Here is an 18,911-nt window from a genome sequence, read left to right as displayed (position 1 = left end):
CGGATTATGCGCGCCGGCACCCTTGCGAGGCAAAGCGCGGCGGGACTAGACCTTCGGCCGGCGCGTGGTGCCGTTGCGCGCCTGGGCCATGGCGGCCAGGCGCACGGCGACGTTGGCCGCGCCGTAGCCTGCGTAGCCGCCGCGACGCTGGATGATCTCGAAGAAGAAGCGCTCCTCGAACGGCTCGGTGTACACGTGGAACAGCTCGCCGCCATGGGCGTCGCGGTCGTAGAGCACGTTGAAGTAGGCCAGTTCGCTGAGGAATTCGTCATCGAAGTCGAAGCGCGCGGCCAGGTCGTCGTAGTAGTTCAGCGGGATTTCCAGCAGCGGCACGCCGGCATCCTTGGCCCGCGCCACCTCGGAGAAGATGTCTTCGCAGGCGAAGGCGATGTGGTGGACGCCGGAGCCGCGATAACTGGACAACGCATGGGAGATCGCGGTGTTGCGGTTCTCCGATATGTTCAGCGGCAACCGCACGCTACCGTTGGTGCTGCGCAGGGCGCGGCTTTTCACCAGGCCATAGGGGTCGGGCAGCACCACTTCGTCGTCGGCCTCGAAGTCGAACAGGCCCTTGTAGAACAGCACCCAGTTGTCCAGCCCGTCCGCCGGTAGTGCCAGGGCCATGTGATCGATGCGCTGCAGCTGGCCGGTCGGCCTCGCGGCAGGATCGAGGCGGAAATCGACGTCATAGATGGTCTGCCCCGCAGCGCGCTCTTCCACCAGGTAGATGAGGCTGCCATCCGGCGCGCGCACGGCGGGAATCTCGCGCTCGTTGGGACCGACCAGCCCGCGATAGGGCTGGCCCTTGTAGTCCTGTGCGCGCTGCAATGCGCTGGCGGCGTCACGCACGCGCAGGGCGGTGGCGCACAGCGACGGGCCATGGGCCTCGAAGAAGCTGTGGGCAAAGGAATAGGGTTCGGCGTTGAGTACGATATTGATCTCACCCTGGCGCAGCAGGCTCACCGCCTTGGAACGGTGCTCACCCGCGCGGGCGAAGCCCAGGCGTTCCAGCCAGTTGCCCAGGCGTGCGCCAAGGGCTTCATCGACGGCGAACTCAAGGAATTCCACGCCATCCAGTGGGCTGGCCGGTGGCGGCGCGAACAGGCAGTCGAGTTGCTCCTTCGGCGCGCCTTGGCTTTCCAGGCGGGCGCGGGTCTTTTCCTCGAGGTAGAGCAGCGACCGCAGGCCGTCGGCGGCGTTGGCACGCGGCGGCGCGGCGCGGAAACCGTCGTTGAAGATTTCCAGCGACAGCGGGCCGCGATAGCCGCTCCTGAGGATCGGCGCGAGGAAGCCCGCAAGGTCGAACTCGCCCTGGCCGGGGAAGTTGCGGAAATGCCGGCTCCACTCCAGCACGTCCATGGCCAGGATCGGCGCGTCGGCCATCTGCACGAAGAAGATCTTCTCCCCCGGAATCTGTGCGATGCCGGCCGGGTCGCCCTTCAGCGAGAGGGTGTGGAAGCTGTCGAGGATCACCCCCAGCGCCGGGTGGTTCACCTCCCGCACAAGGTCCCAGACCTGCTGCCAGGTGTTCACGTGGCGCCCCCAGGCCAGCGCCTCGTACCCCACGCGCAGGCCACGGGCGCCGGCGCGTTCGGCGGCGAGCCCGAGGTCTTCGAGGAGGAATTCGCGCTCGCCCAGGGAGTCGGCGGCGACGTTGCTGCACATCAATACCAGGTCGGTGCCCAGCTCCTGCATCAGGTCGAACTTGCGCTCCAGGCGGTCGAGGTTGCGCGGCAGGCGGTCGCGGCGGCAACCCTCGAAATCGCGGAACGGCTGGAACAGGGTGATCGCCAGCCCCAGGTCGGCGCAGAGCCGGCGCACGTCACGCGGGCTGCCACCGTAATAGAGGAGATCGTTCTCGAAGATTTCCACGCCGTCGAAACCGGCGGCGGCGATGGCTTCGAGTTTGTCCGGCAGGGTTCCGCTCAAGGAAACGGTGGCGATCGAACGTTGCATTTCTTTGACTCCTGCCGGAGGTACTGAGGGCTTGTTGGAATCGGGTTCCGGCTGAGTCTGATTATTCTGGCGGTCCGGGTTGCCGGCAATTCAAAGTGTACTAACTGGTTAGTTTTGTGTTCGATTACCGAACCAAAGGCCGTTTATCGAATTGACGCTGTTCCAGCCGCTGCTCAAGATTTAGCCACGTCGACGCACTCCGGCTGTCCCTGCGGGCACCTGCCTCCGCCCAATGGACACCACCAGCCGCTGCGAGATGGCCTGCGTGTCATCCATAACAATTTCAAGAACGGGTAAATGCTCATGTACATCCCTCACCTTCGCCTCCCTGGCATCCCCCATCCGCGAATCGTCCGGGCCCGCCTGATGCCGGAGCTGTGCTCGTTGCGCGGGCGCCCTCGCGCGCACTGAATTTCCGCCAGCCACCGCACGTCTTTCCTGATGCCACACCGATTGGCGGTGGAGCACGCGGGATGCCTGCGGCACGACAATAATTCCTGAGGCTGCTCGCCAGCCCCAAACGGATGGCCCCGATCATGATCCATACGCAATCCGCTCCCCTTGCTGCGGTCGCGCCGCACGGCTCCTCCTTCTTCGGCAAGGTGCGTGGCGCCATGGCCGTCGGCAAGGTGCGCTGGGGCATGCTCGCCCTGGTGTTCTTCGCCACCACACTGAACTACATCGACCGCGCCGCGCTGGGCGTGATGCAACCATTGCTCGCCGAGAAGATGGCCTGGACGGCCATGGACTACGCCAACATCAACTTCTGGTTCCAGGTGGGCTACGCCATCGGCTTCGTGCTGCAGGGCCGGTTGATCGACCGCATCGGTGTAAAGCGGGCGTTCTTCTTCGCCGTGCTGCTGTGGAGCTTCGCCACCGGCGCCCACGGCCTGGCCAGTTCGGCGGCCGGCTTCATGGTCTGCCGCTTCATCCTCGGCCTGACCGAAGCCGCCAACTACCCAGCCTGCGTAAAGACTACGCGTCTGTGGTTCCCGGCCGGCGAACGGGCCATGGCCACCGGCATCTTCAATGCTGGCACCAACGTCGGCGCCATGCTCACCCCCGCGTTGCTGCCGTTGATCCTCGCGGCCTGGGGCTGGCAGGCGGCGTTCCTGTGCATGAGCGCGCTGGGCTTCGTCTGGGTGGCGCTGTGGAGCCTGAAGTACTTCAACCCTGAAGAACACCCAACGGTGAAGCAGAGCGAGTTGGACTACATCCAGGCAGCCGCCGAGCCGCCGGCCGAACGCTTGCCCTTTTCCACCATCCTGCGCATGCGCGGCACCTGGGCGTTCGCCGTGGCCCTTTCGCTGACCGCACCGGTGTTCTGGTTCTATCTCTACTGGCTGCCGCCCTTCCTCAACCAGCAGTACGGCCTGGGCATCAGCGTGACGCAGATGGGCATCCCGCTGATGCTGATCTGGCTGACCGCGGACTTCGGCAGCATCGGCGGCGGCATACTCTCGTCCTGGCTGATCGGCCGCGGCGTGAAGCCGATCAGCGCGCGCCTGCTGTCGATGTTCATCTGCGCCTGCGTGATCATCGGCGTGGTCTTCGCCGCCAAGGCCAGCGGGCTATGGATCGCCGTAGCCGCCATCGCCCTGGGCGTCGGCGCGCACCAGGCCTGGACGGCGAACATCTGGAGCCTGGTGATGGACTACACGCCCAAGCACATGATGAGCACGGTGTTCGGCTTCGGCGGCATGTGCGCGGCCATCGGCGGGATGTTCATGACCCAGATCGTCGGCTACATCCTCACCGTCACCCACAACAACTATGCGGTGCTGTTCACCATCATCCCGACCATGTATTTCCTGGCCCTGGCCTGGATGTTCTTCATGGCTCCGCGCAAGGTGCCGGGCGTAGCGGAGTGACCCCTGCGCAGGGCGCATGATCCGGCACAGGTTATCCGTCGGCACCGTTGTGGCGGGCGCGTTATGCGCCCTGCGGGTGAATGCACAGCCTGAGAAGCAGAACCCCGCCGATTGGCGGGGTTCTGCTTTTGCGCTCATTGTTTCAGCGGCGTCAACACCGGGGCCTTCTCGTCCAGCAGCATCCACACCAGCAGCCTGGCCGGTTTTTCGTTGCTGGCATTGCGCGATACCAGATGCGGCGTGTTCGGCGCCTCGTACCAGGACTGGCCGGCCTGGTAGGTCACCGGTTTCTGCCCCTCCAGCTGGGAGATCACCGCGCCTTCGAGCACGTAGGCGAATACCGAGCCGCTGTGCACGTGGGCGCCGGAAGCCTGCCCGGGCGCATAGGAGACGGTGATCATCAGGCCCTTCTTGCCCGCCGCGTCGGGGAGTTTCTGCTCCTGCTGGACGGTGATTTTCTCGCTGCGGGCGTCCGCCTCGTGGGCAAGTGCCGGCAGGCTGAACACCAGGCCGAGGCCGGCGAAAAGGCATTTCAGGGAGGTGGCGGGCATGGCGTTGACCTCGGGCAGTGGGAAGATGGCTCCACGCTACGCCCGAGGGCCAGGAGGGCCAACAGCCAATTCGGCGGAAGAAGGGGAAGCCATTGCGACAGTGGTCGGCTCAGCGCGCAATCCGCACCGGCACCGCCTTACGCCACCGCGCTCTCCACCCCCGCATCCAGGTCCACCAATAGCTCGATCATCGCCCGCGCCGCCGCCGAGAGGCGGTCGCCGCTACGGGTGACGATGCCGCAGCGGGCCTGGAGGATGTCGACGTTCTGCGGCAGGTTGCGAAAGTGCAGGCGCACCAGTTCGCCGCGCACCATCGGCTCGCTCAGCGCTTCTTCCACCGCGATGCCGATAGCGTCGGTCTGGCCGACGATACGCACCAGCGAGGCCATGTCCTCGCACTGCACGTTGGTGCTGATGTCGATCTTGCCGCTGAGGTTGGCGAGCATCTTTCGCGCGCTGGGCGGAATCAGCGTGGCGGCCAGCGGGTAGGCGAAAATGTCGTTGGTGGACAGGCTCTCCTTGGCCAGCAGCGGGTGCCCCGCACGGCAGAAGAACAGCCCGCTGCGCGGCTTCAGTGCGCGGGTCTGGAAGTTCGGGTCGGCTTCGAAATGGCGGATATCGGCGATGAAGAATTCGATCTCCTCGCGACTCAGGCTGCGCGCGAGGCGCTCCCAATTGTCGACGCCGAACTGGATGTGGATGCGCGGGTAGCGCTGGACGAAACGCGACACCGCGTCGGACACCAGCTTCTGCGCCGGCGCCGGCCCACTGCCGAAGCGCAGCTCACCCGAGTCCAGCTTGTTCAGCCGGGCCACCGCGTGGCTCAGGTTGTTGGCCCCCTGCACCAGGCTCAGCGCGTGCTGCAGCACGACCTGTCCCTCTGGCGTGGGCCGCAGGTCCTTGCTGCCGCGGTCCACCAGCCGGCAGCCCAGCTCCTGCTCCAGGCCCTGGATGCTGCGGCTGAACGCCGGCTGGGTGATGCCCATGGCATCGGCGGCACGCACGAAGCTGCGGTGTTCGTTGAGGGCGATGAAGTAGCGGAGTTGGCGCAGATCCATGATGCATTTCCGGCATTGAAAATAGTGGGCAAAGGCATTTGCCGCTTTCCTATGCGCTGGTTTAAATGCAAGCTCTTATTCCGTCAATGAAGAATAAAACAAACATCTATTCTTTTATGAACTAAGAATATAGCCCAGACCAGGAGTCGCCCGATGCCAGCCTTGCACCTCCTTTCTTCGCGAATGTGCCTGTCCCGCTGTCGCTGACAGCCAAAGCCGCACCCCACTTCCAGGAAAAACGTCGTTCGCCACTGCTGCGTGGCGCGGCCCCCTTTTGCCCGCGATAAGCGCGGACAGACAAGGACCCAGCATGACTTCGAGACATTCACCCTTCCCTTTCAGACTCCACCGGCTGCGCTACGCCATCGTGCTGCTGGCTCTGGGCGGCGCGTTGCCGGTATTCGCCGAGGACGCCGAGGACGCCAGCAACAGTGAGACCAGCAAGCCCGTCAGCGCCGCGCCGGCCCGGGCCGACGCCACCCTGGGCAAGGTCACCGTCACCGCCCGGCGCCGCGAGGAGGACTCGCAGAAAGTGCCCACGCCGATCACCGTGCTCGGCGGCGAGACCCTGGAAACCCAGCGCGTCTACAAGGTGCAGGACCTGCAGCAGATCCTGCCCAGCGTGAACGTCGCCTTTATCCATGCGCGGCAGTCGAGCATCGCCGTGCGCGGCATCGGCAACAACCCGGCCAGCGACGGCCTGGAAGGCAGCGCCGGGGTCTACCTGGACAACGTCTACCTCGGCCGTCCCGGCATGGCGGTGTTCGACCTGCTGGACATCGAGCAGCTGGAACTGCTGCGCGGGCCGCAGGGTACGCTGTTCGGCAAGAACACCACGGCCGGCGTGCTGAACATCAGCACCCGCGCGCCGACCTTCACGCCGGAACGCAGCGTCGAGGTCTCCGGCGGCCAGGACGGCTACTTCCAGGGCAAGGGCACCGTTTCCGGCGCGCTGACCGACACCCTGGCCGGGCGCGTGTCGGCCTACCGCACCCGCGACGACGGCTACATCAAGAACATCCACGACGACAATTACCTGAACGGCGGCGAGCGCCAGGGCATCCGCGGGCAACTGCTGTTCAAGCCCAACGAGGACTTCGACCTGCGCTGGATCAACGACTACAACGAGGAGGATTCCAGCAACGGCAGCATGGTCGTCTACGGCGCCGCCGACCGCTTCTGGCAGCGCGCCGCCGCGGTAGGCGCCTCGCCGATCCGCGATCCGGACCGGCACAAGGTCAATATCAACAGTCGCCAGCACGTCAGCGTGCACCAAGGCGGCAGCTCGGTGGAGGCCAACTGGAACCTCAACGGCGGCTACAAGCTGACCTCCATCAGTGCCTACCGCTACTGGCACTTCACACCGGCCAACGACGAGCAGCTCGACGTCTCGGCGATCAACAACACCGGCGTGGAAGTCCATGACCGCCAGTTCTCCCAGGAAATCCGCCTGGCCTCGCCCACCGGCGGCTTCTTCGACTACGTGCTGGGCGCCTATGCGTTCAACCAGAACCTGGGCAACAAGACTTTCACCGACTACGGCCCTCTGGCCGACCGCTACCTGCTCGGCACCAACCTCAACGCCCTGAACAACACCTACTCGAAGGCCAACGGCAAGATCGAGACCGACAGCTTCGCGCTGTTCGCCCAGGGTACCTGGCACCTCACCGACAAGCTGGATTTCACCGCTGGCCTGCGCGGCACCTACGAGGAAAAGGACGCCAAGGTCGAACGCTTCGACCCGGTGGGCGGCGCCCCCGTGACCGGCGCGGGCGCCGTGGTGCGGCGCAACCAGCTGGGCGCCTACGACTCGGGTGACCTGAGCCTGTACAGCTTCGCCCCCTCGGCGCTGCTGAGCCTGAGCTACCAGTTCACCGACGACCTGCTGGGCTATGCCTCGCTGTCCCATGGCGAGAAATCCGGCGGCGTGAACCTGGCCGTGGCCAGTGCGCCAACGGCGGGCGCGGACTCCCTGCTGGTCGGCCCGGAGCGCGCCAACGACGCCGAGCTGGGGATCAAGACCACCCTGTTCGACAACCGCCTGCAACTCAACACCAACCTCTTCTGGACCGGCATCCACGGCTACCAGGCGACCACCCTGTACCAGCCGCCGGGCTCGACCCAACTGGTCTCGGTGCTCTCCAACGCCGGCAGCGTGCGCTCGCGCGGCCTGGAGTTCGAGGCGACCGCCCTGCCGATCCGCGGCCTGACGCTGAACTTCAACGGCTCCTACAACGACGTCACCTACCTGTCGTTCAAGGACGCCCCGTGCCCGGCGGAAGTCTCCACTCAACCCAATGCCCCGGCCACCTGCGACCTCACCGGCCAGCGCGTGGTCGGTGCCTCGAAGTGGATTGCCAACCTCAACGGCGAGTACGCCTGGAACCTCGACGACGGCATCCGCCCCTACGTGACCGGCAGCTACTCCTACCGCTCCGAGGCCGAGGGCACGCTGGACAACTCCGACCTCTCGAAGATCGACGGCTACGGCCTGGCGAATTTCTCCGTCGGCCTGCGCAAGGACATCGGCGACGGCCAGCTGGACGCGTCGGTCTGGCTGAAGAACGCCTTCGACAAGGACTACTACCTGGCCGCCTTCGCCAGCATCAACGGCTCCTACACCGCCTCGGTGGGGCAGCCGCGCGCCCTGGGCGCCTCGGTTCGCTACGACTTCTGATCCCCATCCGCCGCGCCCAGGCGCGGCTCTATTGCCATAGCAAGAGGACGATGAGATGAGCAACGCAGCACACGCTATCAAGCAGGACGCAGTCAGCCTCGACATCCATCCGGTCGCCGGCCGCATCGGCGCCGAGATTCGCGGCGTGAAGCTTTCCGGCGGGCTGGACGCCGCCACCGTCGACGCCATCCAGGCCGCGCTGGTGAAGCACAAGGTGATCTTCTTCCGCGGCCAGACGCAGCTCGACGATCAGGGCCAGGAGGCCTTCGCCAAGCTGCTCGGAAACCCGGTGGCGCACCCCACCGTACCGGTGCAGCAAGGTACCCACTACCTGCTGGAGCTCGACGGCGCCCAGGGCCGCCGCGCCAACTCCTGGCACACCGACGTGACCTTCGTCGAGGCCTACCCCAAGGCTTCGATCCTGCGCAACGTGGTGGCCCCGGAGTCTGGCGGCGACACGGTATGGGCCAACACCGCCACGGCCTACGACGACCTGACGCCGGAACTGAAGGTGCTGGCCGACTCTCTCTGGGCGGTGCACAGCAACGAATACGACTACGCCAGCGTGCGACCGAATGTCGACCCGGCGCGCCTGGAGGAATACCGCAAGATCTTCACCTCCACCGTCTACGAGACCGAGCACCCGGTGGTGCGCGTGCACCCGGTCAGCGGCGAGAAGACCCTGCTGCTGGGGCATTTCGTCAAGCGCCTCAAGGGCCTCTCGCAGCATGACTCGGCGCACCTGTTCGGCGTGCTGCAGGGCCACGTCACGCGGCTGGAGAACACCGTGCGCTGGCGCTGGCAGCCGGGCGATGTGGCCATCTGGGACAACCGCGCGACCCAGCACTACGCCGTGGACGACTACGGCACCCAGCCGCGCATCGTGCGCCGCGTGACCCTCGAAGGCGATGTGCCGGTGGGCGTCGACGGACAGCGCAGCCGGACGATCAAGAAGGTTTGAAGGTCTTCTGCCGACGAACCCTCTCCCCAGCCCTCTCCCTGAAGGGAGAGGGAGTATCCGATTGACGCGTATCTCCCGTGCGGTCCTGCTACTTCGGCGCAGGACTGGCTCGTGGTTTCGCCTGGCACCGATCCAGTCCCCTCTCCCTTCAGGGAGAGGGTTAGGGAGAGGCCGCCCATGCCTGAACGGAGCACTGCAAGATGACCCAATCCGCCCTCCAGCAATCCACCCCCGAACCCTTCGCCATCGTCCCCCTCGACGCCCCGCTGGGCGCCGAAGTACGCGGCCTGGACGCCCGCGAGCCGCTGACGCCAGAGCAGATCCTGGCCATCAAGCAGGCCCACCGCGAGCACCACATCCTGATCTTCAAGGACCAGCAGCTCGACGATCAGCAATACCTGCGCTTCGCCACCCTGTTCGGCGCAGTGTTCCAGCCGCCGGCGGACATCCCGGTGCTGTCCTCCGGCGCCGATGGCAAGGCCCCGGATATCGTCAAGGTGGCCAACACCGAGGACGGCGAACTGGGCAACTTCGCCCTGCCGGCCCATGTTGACCACCAATGGACGCCGGTGCCCTCTTCCGGCTCCTTCCTGTATGCGCTGGAGGTACCCAAAACCGGCGGCGAAACCCAGTTCACCAACCTGGCCCGCGCCTACGAGACACTGGACGAGGCGACCCGAGCGGAGATCGATCCGCTCCGGCTGATCAACTACAACCCGTTCATCCGCCTGAAGAGCGGCGGCTACAACGGCACCTTCGTGCGCTACCGCACCCCGGACATCGAGCCCATCCAGGGCACCGAGCATCCGCTGGTGCGCACCCATCCGGAGAACGGCAAGCGCGTGCTGTTCCTCTCCGTGCACACCGAGGTTGAAATCCCCGGCGCCGATCCGCAACAGGGCGCGGCGCTGGTGGAGAAGCTGCGCGAACACCTGCAGAAGCCGGAGCTGATCTACAGCCACAAGTGGTCGGTGGGCGACATCGTCTGGTGGGACAACCAGGCGGTGCTGCATGGCCGCAATGCCTTCCCGGCGAGCGAGAAGCGTCGTCTGAAGCGCATCAGCCTGTCGGGCAGCCGGCCGTTCTGATGCTCATGTAGGAGCGGACTCCGCCCGCGATGACTTCCGGCCGCTCACGGTGCCAGCCCGGGCTCGCGAGCAAGCTCGCTCCTACGAAGAGCCGCAGAGGGCGGATGTCTGCTCCAGGGCTTTTTTTATCTTGTAGGAGCGAGCTTGCTCGCGAACAGCCTGGCGCTGGAGCAGCCGGTAATCCGTTGGCGAGCCGCTCGCCCCTACGAAAAACAGCCCGTGACCGCGCTTTCTATGCTTATGCGAAATCGTTTCTTGTCCTGAATCAGCTATTCCTTTTATAGTTTCGGCAACTCGTCATAACAAGTTATGAACTATGGCCGAACTACTCCCGCTTTCCCCCGTTCCCCTGTACAGCCAGCTCAAGGAAATCCTGCGCACGCGCATCCTCGACGGCAGCTATCCGCCGCTCAGCCGCATGCCCTCCGAAGCTGAATTGGGCAAGGCCTTCGACGTCAGCCGCATCACCGTGCGCCAGGCGCTGGGCGACCTGCAGAAGGAAGGGCTGATCTTCAAGATCCATGGCAAGGGCACCTTCGTCGCCAAGCCCAAGGCCTTCCAGAACGTCAGCACCCTGCAGGGCCTGGGCGAGTCCATGAGCCAGCGCGGCTATGAGGTGATCAACCGCCTGCGCAGCTTCAAGACCGTGCCGGCCGACGCCCAGGTTGCCGCACGGCTGCAAGTTGCCGAGGGCGAAAACGTGGTGCAGATCAAGCGCGCCCGCCTGGTCAATCGCGAGCTGGTGTCGCTGGAAATCACCTGGCTGCCCGAGCACGTCGGCAAGCGCCTGGAGAAGGCCGACCTGGTCAGCCGCGACATCTTCCTGATCCTGGAAAACGATTGCGCCCTGCCCCTGGGCCACGCCGATCTCGCCATCGACGCCATCCTCGCCGACGCCGAGCTGGCCAGCGCGCTGGAGGTGGAGGAAGGCTCGCCGGTGATGCGCATCGAGCGCCTGACCCACACCGCCGACGGCACCCCGCTGGACTACGAACACCTCTACTACCGCGGCGATGCCTTCCAGTACCGCCTGCGCATCGACCGTCACAAGGGACAGCATCAATGAGCCAGTTCGACCTCTCCCAGGTTCCCGAGGACAAGCAACTCGCCTACGACATCGTGGTGATCGGCGGCGGCACCGCCGGCCCCATGGCCGCGATCAAGGCCAAGGAAGCCAACCGCGAGCTGCGCGTACTGCTGGTGGACAAGGCCAATGTGAAGCGCAGCGGCGCCATCAGCATGGGCATGGATGGCCTGAACAACGCCATCATCCCCGGCCACGCCACGCCCGAGCAGTACACCAAGGAAATCACCGTCGCCAACGACGGCATCGTCAACCAGGCGGCGGTTTACGCCTACGCCACCCATAGCTTCGAGACCCTGCAGCAGCTGGACCGCTGGGGCGTGAAGTTCGAGAAGGACGAAGTCGGCGACTACGCGGTGAAGAAGGTCCACCACATGGGCGCCTACGTGCTGCCGATGCCCGAGGGGCACGACATCAAGAAGGTGCTGTACCGCCAGCTCAAGCGCGCTCGCATCGAGATCACCAACCGCCTGGTGGCCACCCGTCTGCTCACCGACGCGGACGGCGCGGTCAACGGCCTGCTCGGCTTCGACTGCCGCACCGCGCAGTTCCAGGTGATCCGCGCCAAGGCCGTGGTACTCGCCTGCGGTGCCGCCGGCCGCCTGGGCCTGCCATCCTCCGGCTACCTGATGGGCACCTACGAGAACCCCACCAACGCCGGTGACGGCTACGCCATGGCCTACCACGCGGGGGCGGAGCTTTCGAACCTGGAGTGCTTCCAGATCAACCCGTTGATCAAGGACTACAACGGCCCGGCCTGCGCCTACGTCACCGGCCCGCTGGGCGGCTACACCGCCAACAGCAAGGGCGAGCGCTTCATCGAGTGCGACTACTGGAGCGGCCAGATGATGTGGGAGTTCCACCAGGAGCTCGAAGGCGGCAACGGCCCGGTATTCCTCAAGCTGGACCACCTGGCCGAGGAAACCATCCAGACCATCGAGGACATCCTCCACAGCAACGAACGCCCCAGCCGTGGACAGTTCCACGCAGGGCGCGGCACCGACTACCGCCAGCAGATGGTGGAAATGCACATCTCCGAGATCGGCTTCTGCTCCGGCCATTCCGCCTCCGGCGTGTGGGTCAACGAGAAGGCCGAGACCAGCGTGAAGGGCCTGTACTCGGCCGGCGACATGGCCGCGGTGCCGCACAACTACATGCTCGGCGCCTTCACCTACGGCTGGTTCGCCGGGGCCAACGCCGCGCAGTACGCGGCCGGGCGAGAGTTCAGCGAGGTCGACCCCGCCCAGGTCGAGCGCGAGCGCGAACGCGTCTTCGCCCCGCTCAAGCGCGAGCACGGCCTGCCGCCGGCGCAGGTCGAGTACAAGCTGCGGCGGATGGTCAACGACTACCTGCAGCCGCCCAAGGTGACCAGGAAGATGGAGATCGGCCTGCAGCGCTTCGCCGAGATCGCCCGCGACCTCGACCAGCTGAAGGCCAACAACCCCCACGAGCTGATGCGCGCCATGGAAGTCAGCGTGATCCGCGACTGCGCCGAAATGGCCGCCCGCGCCTCGCTGTTCCGCACCGAGAGCCGCTGGGGCCTGTACCACCACCGCGTGGACTACCCGTTGCGCAATGACGCCGAGTGGTTCTGCCATGCGCACCTGAAGAAAGGCGAGGACGGCGCGATGACCAGTTTCAAGAAGCCCATCGAGCCCTATGTGATCGCCCTGGATGAGGATGAACAGCAGGCCTACGAGCGGTTGCGGGTGAAGAGCGAGGCGGCCTGAGGGGTTTCGGCTGGCCGCAGAGCCCCTCTCCCCCGCCCTCTCCCGCAAGCGGTAGAGGGAGCCGTACGGCGCGAGCGGCAACCACGGATTCAGCCGGCGAACACAACAATGCCCGCAACACCGAACAAAAAGATTCGTCCCGCGGGCTCATCGCTATCCGCCGGCACGATCAATCCCCCTCTCCCCTCAGGGAGAGGGCTGGGGAGAGGGTTTCGGGCCACCGCGCCGAACCCTCGACCTGAACAACCAGCCCGCCGCCACGACGGCCGGCAAGCAACACCATGAGGACCGCGTGCAATGGCCTACCGACCCCAGGAAATCTTCTTCCGCTCCAGCGCCCCGGTGACCGTGGACGAGGACAAGTGCATCGCCGACAAGGGCTGCACCGTCTGCGTCGAGGTCTGCCCGATGGACCTGCTGGCGATCAACCCCGCCACCCAGAAGGCCTACATGGCCTTCGACGAATGCTGGTACTGCATGCCCTGCGAGAAGGACTGCCCGACCGGCGCGGTGCGCGTGGAGATTCCCTATCTCCTGCGTTGATCCGGCAACCGCATTAGCTCCGTAGGGCGCATAACGCGCCAGCGTTATCCGCCACCGAGGTACCGACGGATAACCTGTTCCAGGTTATTCGCCCTACGGTGCTTCGTAGGATGGCGTGGAGCGAAGCGATACCCATCACCTGAACAAGAAACGCTACCGGCCAACGACCGGACGCCTGATGCACCGCCCCTCGTTTCCCACCGCAAGGCCTGCGGCGGAGACGATTCCAACACTGATGATTCGAGGGGAACACCCATGACCTTGCGCACCACCCTGGCCGGCCTCGCGCTGGCCATCGCCAGCATCACCGCCCAGGCAGAGACCATCCGCGTCGCCATCGGCACCCAGGACACCACCATCAACTGCGCCGCCGGCGGCCTGTTGATCCGCGAACTCGGCCTGCTCGACAAGTACCTGCCCCACGACGGCCAGTACAAGGACGCGCAGTACGACGTGCAATGGAAGAACTTCACCAGCGGCGCGCCGCTGACCAACGAGATGCTCGCCGGCAAGCTCGACTTCGGCGCCATGGCCGACTTCCCCGGCTCGCTCAACGGCGTCGCCCACGAGGCCGCCGGCAAGCGCAGCCTGTTCATCAGCGTGCTCTCGGGCAGCATCGAGGGCAGCGGCAACGGTATCGTCGTCCCCGCCGCGTCCACGGTGCAGTCGCTGGCCGAACTCAAGGGCCAGACCATCTCCGTGCCCTTCGCCTCTACTGCCCACGGCCTGCTGCTGCGCGCCATCGCTGCCCAGGGCTGGGACCCGGAGAAGGACGTCACCATCATCGCGCAGCCGCCGGAGGTCGCCGGCTCCGCCCTGCAGGCCAACAAGATCGCCGCCCACGCCGATTTCGTGCCTTTCGCCGAGTTGTTCGAAAGCCGTGGCATCGCCCGCAAGATCTATGACGGCTCCCAGGCCAAGGCGCCGACCTTCCACGGGGCGCTGGTGGAGGCCGACTACGCGCAGAAGTATCCGGAAATCGTCGAGGCCTACCTGCGCGCCACCTACGAGGCCAACCAGCTGCTGGCGAAAGACCCGGAGAAATACAGCGAGCTGATCGAGAAGGTCGCCGGCATCCCCGCCGAGGTGAACTACCTGTTCCACGGCCCGCTCGGCCTGCAGACCCGCGACCTGACCTGGAAGCCGGAATACCGCCAGGCCGTGGCCACCGCCATCGACACCCTGAAGCTGCTGAAGAAGGCCGACCGCGGGCTGAACGTCGAGCAGTTCGTTGACGACCGCTATATCCGTGCGGCGTTCAAGGCGTCCGGCGCCGACTACGACGTTGCGTTGAAGAATTACGCGCAGCAGCCGCTGCTGGGCAACGACGCGCTGACCGGCAAACCGATCAGCGATACCCGCAAGGTCGCGCAGATCTGGGTGCGTGGCGAGCCGAAGGTGCGCAGCTACGCAACCGCCAAAGAGGCGCTGGGCCAGTTGGCCGAACTCAAGCAACAGGGCAAGGACATCCGCGCGGTGTATGCCCAGGCCAGCGACAGCGGCATCAAGCTGCTCGCCGGGCAGGCGTGGTTCGTGCGCGGCAAGGACGGCGCGCTGGATGCCTTCCTGCTGCGCGAGCAGGCCGACGCCTTCGCCCGCCAGCACGGCGGCGAGGTGGCCGACTTTGCCGGCGCCAGCCAGCAGGCCGTGGCCAGCCGCTGAGGTCAGCCACTCGGGTAAAAACCCGGCGCCCGTGCGCCGGGACTCGACGGAGAACGATGATGAACAGCACCACCTTCACCCGCTGGAGCCTGCGCCTGGCCTCGCTATTGGCCTGCCTCGCGCTCTGGCAGGTGCTCAGCGCGGGGCACGTGAACCTCGGGCTGGTCACCTTCGCCAACGTACCCGGCCCACGCGACGTGCTCGATGCCGCCTGGAGCCTGGCGCAATCGAGCAAGCTCGGCCGCCACCTGGGCAGCAGCCTGCTGCGGGTGCTCGCCGGTTACCTGCTGGCCGCCGTCGCCGGCATCCTCCTGGGGCTGGTCATCGGCCGTGGCCGCTGGGCCCGCGACAGCCTGCTGCCGCCGCTGGAAGTGCTGCGGCCGATCCCGGCGGTGGCGTGGATCCCCCTGGCGATCCTGATGTTCCCCAGCTCCGAGCTGTCGATGATCTTCATCACCTTCACCGGCGCGCTGTTTCCCATCCTGCTCAACACCATCCACGGCGTGGAGGCGGTCGACCCACGCCTGCTCGCCTCCGCCCGCAGCCTCGGCGCCGGTCGCCTGGCGCTGCTGCGCGAGGTGGTGCTGCCGAGCGCCGCGCCGAGCATCGTCACGGGCCTGGCCATCGGCATGGGCACCTCGTGGTTCTGCCTGGTGACCGCCGAGATGATCTCCGGGCAATGGGGCATCGGCTACTACACCTGGGAGTCCTATACCTTGCAGAACTACCCCGACATCGTCGTCGGCATGCTGCTGATCGGCGTGCTCGGCATGGCCAGCAGCCTGCTGGTGCGCCAGCTCGGCGCCCTGGCCACACCCTGGCAGCGCCAGGCCGGAGGCAAGCCATGACCCTGCCTGCCAGCGCCCCAGGGCGCGTGCGCGTCGACGGCCTGTCGATCCACCTGGGCAACGGTCGCGACGCCTTCGAGGCCGTGCAGTTCCTGAGCTTTGCCATGGAGCCGGGCCAATTCGTCTGCGTGCTCGGCCCTTCCGGCTGCGGCAAGTCCACCCTGCTGGGCGCACTGGCCGGGCACCTGGCGCCCAGTGCCGGCCAGCTGGAAGTGGACGGCCGCGCCGTCGCCGGCCCCTCGCCCGAACGCGGCATGGTGTTCCAGCACCACACCCTGCTGCCCTGGCGACGGGTGCGCGACAACGTCGCCTTCGGCCTGAAAATGCGTGGAGTACCCCGCGCCGAGCGGCATAGGCAAGCGGACGAAATGCTCCAGCTGGTCGGCCTGGAAGGCTTTGCCAATCGCTGGCCATCGCAGCTTTCCGGCGGCATGCAGCAACGCGTGGAAATCGCCCGCGTGCTGATCAACCAGCCGCGCCTGTTGCTGATGGACGAACCCTTCGGCGCCCTCGACGCGCAGACGCGGATGATGATGCAGGAACTGCTGCTGGACATCTGGACGCGCCTGCGTACCAGCGTGCTGTTCATCACCCACGACATTGACGAGGCGCTGTTCCTCGCCGACCGCATCCTGGTGATGAGCCCGCGCCCCGGCCGCATCCTCGAGGACATCCGCCTCGACTTCCCGCGCCCGCGTCATGCCGACCTGCTGACCACGCCCGAATTCTCCCGGCTCAAGCGTCACTGCCTGGAACTGCTGCGCCACGAAGACGGCCGCCAGTTGCCACGCCTGACACCCCTGGGCCTGCCCACTCCCCAACGGATACCGCGATTCGCCATATGACTGCCTTCGACCTGAGCACCGACAACCCCGATATCCTCGACCTGCAACCGCGCCTGCGCGATGCCGACGCCAGCGTGCGCCGCATCGCCCTGATCGAACTGGCCGACCTGGAAGATCCCGATGGCCTGCCCTGGCTCGCCCATACGCTGAACCATGACGCCGCCGCCAGCGTCCGCGCCGAGGCTGCGCGCCTGCTGGAAGCCTGGGAAGAACCCATGGTGGTGGACGCCCTCTGCCAGGCCCTCGCCGACAGCGACGAAGGCGTGCGCGAAGCCGCCGCCCAGAGCCTTAGCGAGCTGAAGACCGCCGAGGCCGGCGTGCGCCTGCTGCCGTGGGCGAACCATGCCGACATCTTCGTGCGCCGCAGCGCCTTGCGTGCCCTGCGCGAGCTGCGTCTGGAAGATGCCGCCGAACCCGCCCTGAATGCGCTGGACGACAGCGACGCCGGTGTGCGCCGTGAAGCCGTGGGCATTCTCGGCTGGCTCAAGCGCACCGACGCGCTGCCGCACCTGGCCCGCCTGACCCGCGACGACCCGGACGCCGAAGTCCGCCGCGCGGCGGCCGGCGCCCTCGGCCTGGCCATCGATGCCAGCGTGCTGCCGGCCCTGCAGGCGGCGCTGGCCGACCCGGCCTGGCAGGTGCGCGAGGAAGCCGCCGGTACCCTCGGCAAACTGGCTCAACCCGAAGCCGGCGATGCGCTGGTGCGTGCCCTGGAAGATGACTTCTGGCAGGTGCGCCTGCGCGCCGCCCGTTCGCTGGGCAGGCTGCGCTATCTGCCGGCGCTGGAAGGCCTGAAGGTCGTGCTCGGCCACGGCATCAGCAACCTGCGCAAGGAGGCCGCGCTGGCCCTGGGCGAACTGGGCAGCAGGGATGCCCTCGACGCGCTGCGCAACGCCGAACACGACGGCGATCCGGAGGTCCGCAAGGCCGTGCGCATCGCCCTGGCCCAACTGGAGCAGTCGGCATGAACACGCCGGTCGGCCTGCACCGCTCCAGCGCCGTCGGCGAGCTGCGCATCCGCTGGGACGACGGCATCGAACAATGCCTAACCTTCGCCCGACTGCGCGGCGCCTGCCCCTGCTCGCAATGCCGGGCGGGCCGCCTGCAGGGGCGCATCGACCTGGTGAAGGCCGAGGTCGCCCTGCAGGCACTGAACCTGCAAGGCTACGGCGTGCAGCTGGTGTTCGACGACGGTCACGACCGGGGTATATACCCCTGGGCGTATCTCAGAGGACTCGGCTGATCGCGCGCGACAGGTGCTCCAGTACGCGTTCGACGGCGCGCTCCAGACAACCCTTGAAGAAGTGGTCGGCGCCGGCGTAGAGCCACACCTCGCGCTGGGCCGGGCGCGCCCAGTCCAGCAGGTTGGCCAGGGGCGCCATCTCGTCCGCCTCGCCATGCAGCAGCAGGCAATCGGCCGGCAACTCCTGCGCGTCGTAGTCTCGCCCACCGGGAACGGTGCCCACCGGCAAGCCCATCAGCGCGATGGCGGCCGCAGGCGGGGACAGCTCGCTGGCCACGCGGGCGAACACGTAGGCACCGAAGGAAAAGCCCACCAGCGCCAGCGGCAGCTCGGGGTACTCGTTGCGCAGGTGCGCGATCACGGCGAGCATGTCCTGTGCCTCGCCGATACCTTCGGCGTACTCGCCTTCGCTGCCGTCCACGCCACGGAAACTCGGCCGCACGGTCAACCAGCCAGCAGCACAGAGCCTGCGCGACAGGACCAGCGGCACGCGGTGTTTCGGGCTGCCGCCGAGCAGCGGCTGCGGATGGCTGATCAGCGCGATGCCCAGCGGCGGCATACCCGGCCGGTCGATCAGCAATTGCAGTTTGCCCACCGGACCATCGATCAGTTGCGTGCGGCGCTCTTCTTCGGACATCGACTCTTCTCGCGGGACGGGAACGGAGCGCCGATTGTAGCGCCCCGCCCGCTCACTTCAGCGCCACCGCCTTGCAGTGGGCCGCACTCGTAGGGCGGATAACGCTGGCGCGTTATGCGTCCTACGGATGTTCCGCGGTGTCCTCAAGGGGCGCACT

The 18,911-nt window shown here is 66.5% G+C and carries 16 protein-coding genes; 12 read left to right on the top strand and 4 right to left on the bottom strand.

What is annotated here, in order from left to right; genetic code table 11:
- Window positions 1-45: 45 nt before the first annotated feature.
- A complete protein-coding gene (quiC, locus tag C167_RS0110920; RefSeq protein WP_017518314.1) occupies window positions 46-1,956 on the bottom strand; it encodes a 3-dehydroshikimate dehydratase QuiC in 1,911 nt (636 codons plus the stop codon).
- A gap of 536 nt (window positions 1,957-2,492) precedes the next feature.
- Between quiC and C167_RS0110910 the strand changes: the two genes are divergently transcribed.
- A complete protein-coding gene (locus tag C167_RS0110910) occupies window positions 2,493-3,827 on the top strand; it encodes an MFS transporter (RefSeq protein WP_026078954.1) in 1,335 nt (444 codons plus the stop codon).
- 134 nt (window positions 3,828-3,961) lie between these two features.
- Here C167_RS0110910 and C167_RS0110905 read toward each other — a convergent pair whose 3' ends face one another.
- Together C167_RS0110905 and C167_RS0110900 are read right to left on the bottom strand one after the other, a co-directional pair.
- Window positions 3,962-4,378, bottom strand: coding sequence for a cupin domain-containing protein (locus C167_RS0110905; protein WP_017518311.1), 417 nt, complete (start codon window positions 4,376-4,378; stop codon window positions 3,962-3,964).
- A gap of 137 nt (window positions 4,379-4,515) precedes the next feature.
- Entirely contained in the window at window positions 4,516-5,436 is a 921-nt protein-coding gene (locus C167_RS0110900) for a LysR family transcriptional regulator (RefSeq protein WP_017518310.1), read from the bottom strand.
- A gap of 310 nt (window positions 5,437-5,746) precedes the next feature.
- On the opposite strand from C167_RS0110900, the gene C167_RS0110895 reads away from it, so the two are divergent.
- From C167_RS0110895 to C167_RS0110840, 11 genes are all read left to right on the top strand, one after another.
- Complete coding sequence (locus C167_RS0110895; RefSeq protein WP_017518309.1) at window positions 5,747-8,113, top strand: TonB-dependent receptor; 2,367 nt, start codon at window positions 5,747-5,749, stop codon at window positions 8,111-8,113.
- Between the two features lie 55 nt (window positions 8,114-8,168).
- Window positions 8,169-9,074: a TauD/TfdA dioxygenase family protein gene (locus tag C167_RS0110890; RefSeq protein ID WP_017518308.1), complete on the top strand. Its 906-nt coding sequence runs from the start codon at window positions 8,169-8,171 to the stop codon at window positions 9,072-9,074.
- Between the two features lie 200 nt (window positions 9,075-9,274).
- Window positions 9,275-10,162, top strand: coding sequence for a TauD/TfdA dioxygenase family protein (locus C167_RS0110885; protein ID WP_017518307.1), 888 nt, complete (start codon window positions 9,275-9,277; stop codon window positions 10,160-10,162).
- A 316-nt stretch (window positions 10,163-10,478) separates the two neighbouring features.
- On the top strand, window positions 10,479-11,228 hold the full coding sequence (locus tag C167_RS0110880; protein ID WP_017518306.1) for a GntR family transcriptional regulator: 750 nt from the start codon (window positions 10,479-10,481) through the stop codon (window positions 11,226-11,228).
- On the top strand, window positions 11,225-12,976 hold the full coding sequence (locus tag C167_RS0110875) for a fumarate reductase/succinate dehydrogenase flavoprotein subunit (protein ID WP_017518305.1): 1,752 nt from the start codon (window positions 11,225-11,227) through the stop codon (window positions 12,974-12,976). Before C167_RS0110880 ends, C167_RS0110875 begins: the two co-directional genes overlap by 4 nt.
- A 297-nt stretch (window positions 12,977-13,273) precedes the next feature.
- The gene (locus tag C167_RS0110870) at window positions 13,274-13,519 is read left to right on the top strand and encodes a 4Fe-4S dicluster domain-containing protein (RefSeq protein ID WP_017518304.1); all 246 of its coding nucleotides are present in this window, start codon (window positions 13,274-13,276) and stop codon (window positions 13,517-13,519) included.
- A gap of 255 nt (window positions 13,520-13,774) precedes the next feature.
- Window positions 13,775-15,181, top strand: coding sequence for an ABC transporter substrate-binding protein (locus C167_RS0110865; protein ID WP_017518303.1), 1,407 nt, complete (start codon window positions 13,775-13,777; stop codon window positions 15,179-15,181).
- Between the two features lie 59 nt (window positions 15,182-15,240).
- The gene (locus C167_RS32430) at window positions 15,241-16,029 is read left to right on the top strand and encodes an ABC transporter permease (RefSeq protein ID WP_017518302.1); all 789 of its coding nucleotides are present in this window, start codon (window positions 15,241-15,243) and stop codon (window positions 16,027-16,029) included.
- A complete protein-coding gene (locus C167_RS32425) occupies window positions 16,026-16,874 on the top strand; it encodes an ABC transporter ATP-binding protein (protein ID WP_017518301.1) in 849 nt (282 codons plus the stop codon). The genes C167_RS32430 and C167_RS32425 overlap by 4 nt, the downstream gene beginning before the upstream one ends.
- Complete coding sequence (locus tag C167_RS0110845; RefSeq protein WP_017518300.1) at window positions 16,871-17,842, top strand: HEAT repeat domain-containing protein; 972 nt, start codon at window positions 16,871-16,873, stop codon at window positions 17,840-17,842. Before C167_RS32425 ends, C167_RS0110845 begins: the two co-directional genes overlap by 4 nt.
- Entirely contained in the window at window positions 17,839-18,117 is a 279-nt protein-coding gene (locus C167_RS0110840; RefSeq protein ID WP_017518299.1) for a gamma-butyrobetaine hydroxylase-like domain-containing protein, read from the top strand. The genes C167_RS0110845 and C167_RS0110840 overlap by 4 nt, the downstream gene beginning before the upstream one ends.
- Here the strand turns inward: C167_RS0110840 and C167_RS0110835 are convergent.
- On the bottom strand, window positions 18,101-18,754 hold the full coding sequence (locus C167_RS0110835; protein ID WP_017518298.1) for an alpha/beta hydrolase: 654 nt from the start codon (window positions 18,752-18,754) through the stop codon (window positions 18,101-18,103). The two genes, C167_RS0110840 and C167_RS0110835, sit on opposite strands and share 17 nt — an antisense overlap.
- Window positions 18,755-18,911 lie beyond the last annotated feature (157 nt).

It is taken from the genome of Pseudomonas nitroreducens TX1 (assembly GCF_000313755.1).
In the GTDB taxonomy this organism is placed as follows: domain Bacteria; phylum Pseudomonadota; class Gammaproteobacteria; order Pseudomonadales; family Pseudomonadaceae; genus Pseudomonas; species Pseudomonas nitroreducens_A.
Note: the sequence above shows the minus strand (reverse complement) of the source record. Positions and strands in the feature narration are given on the sequence as shown.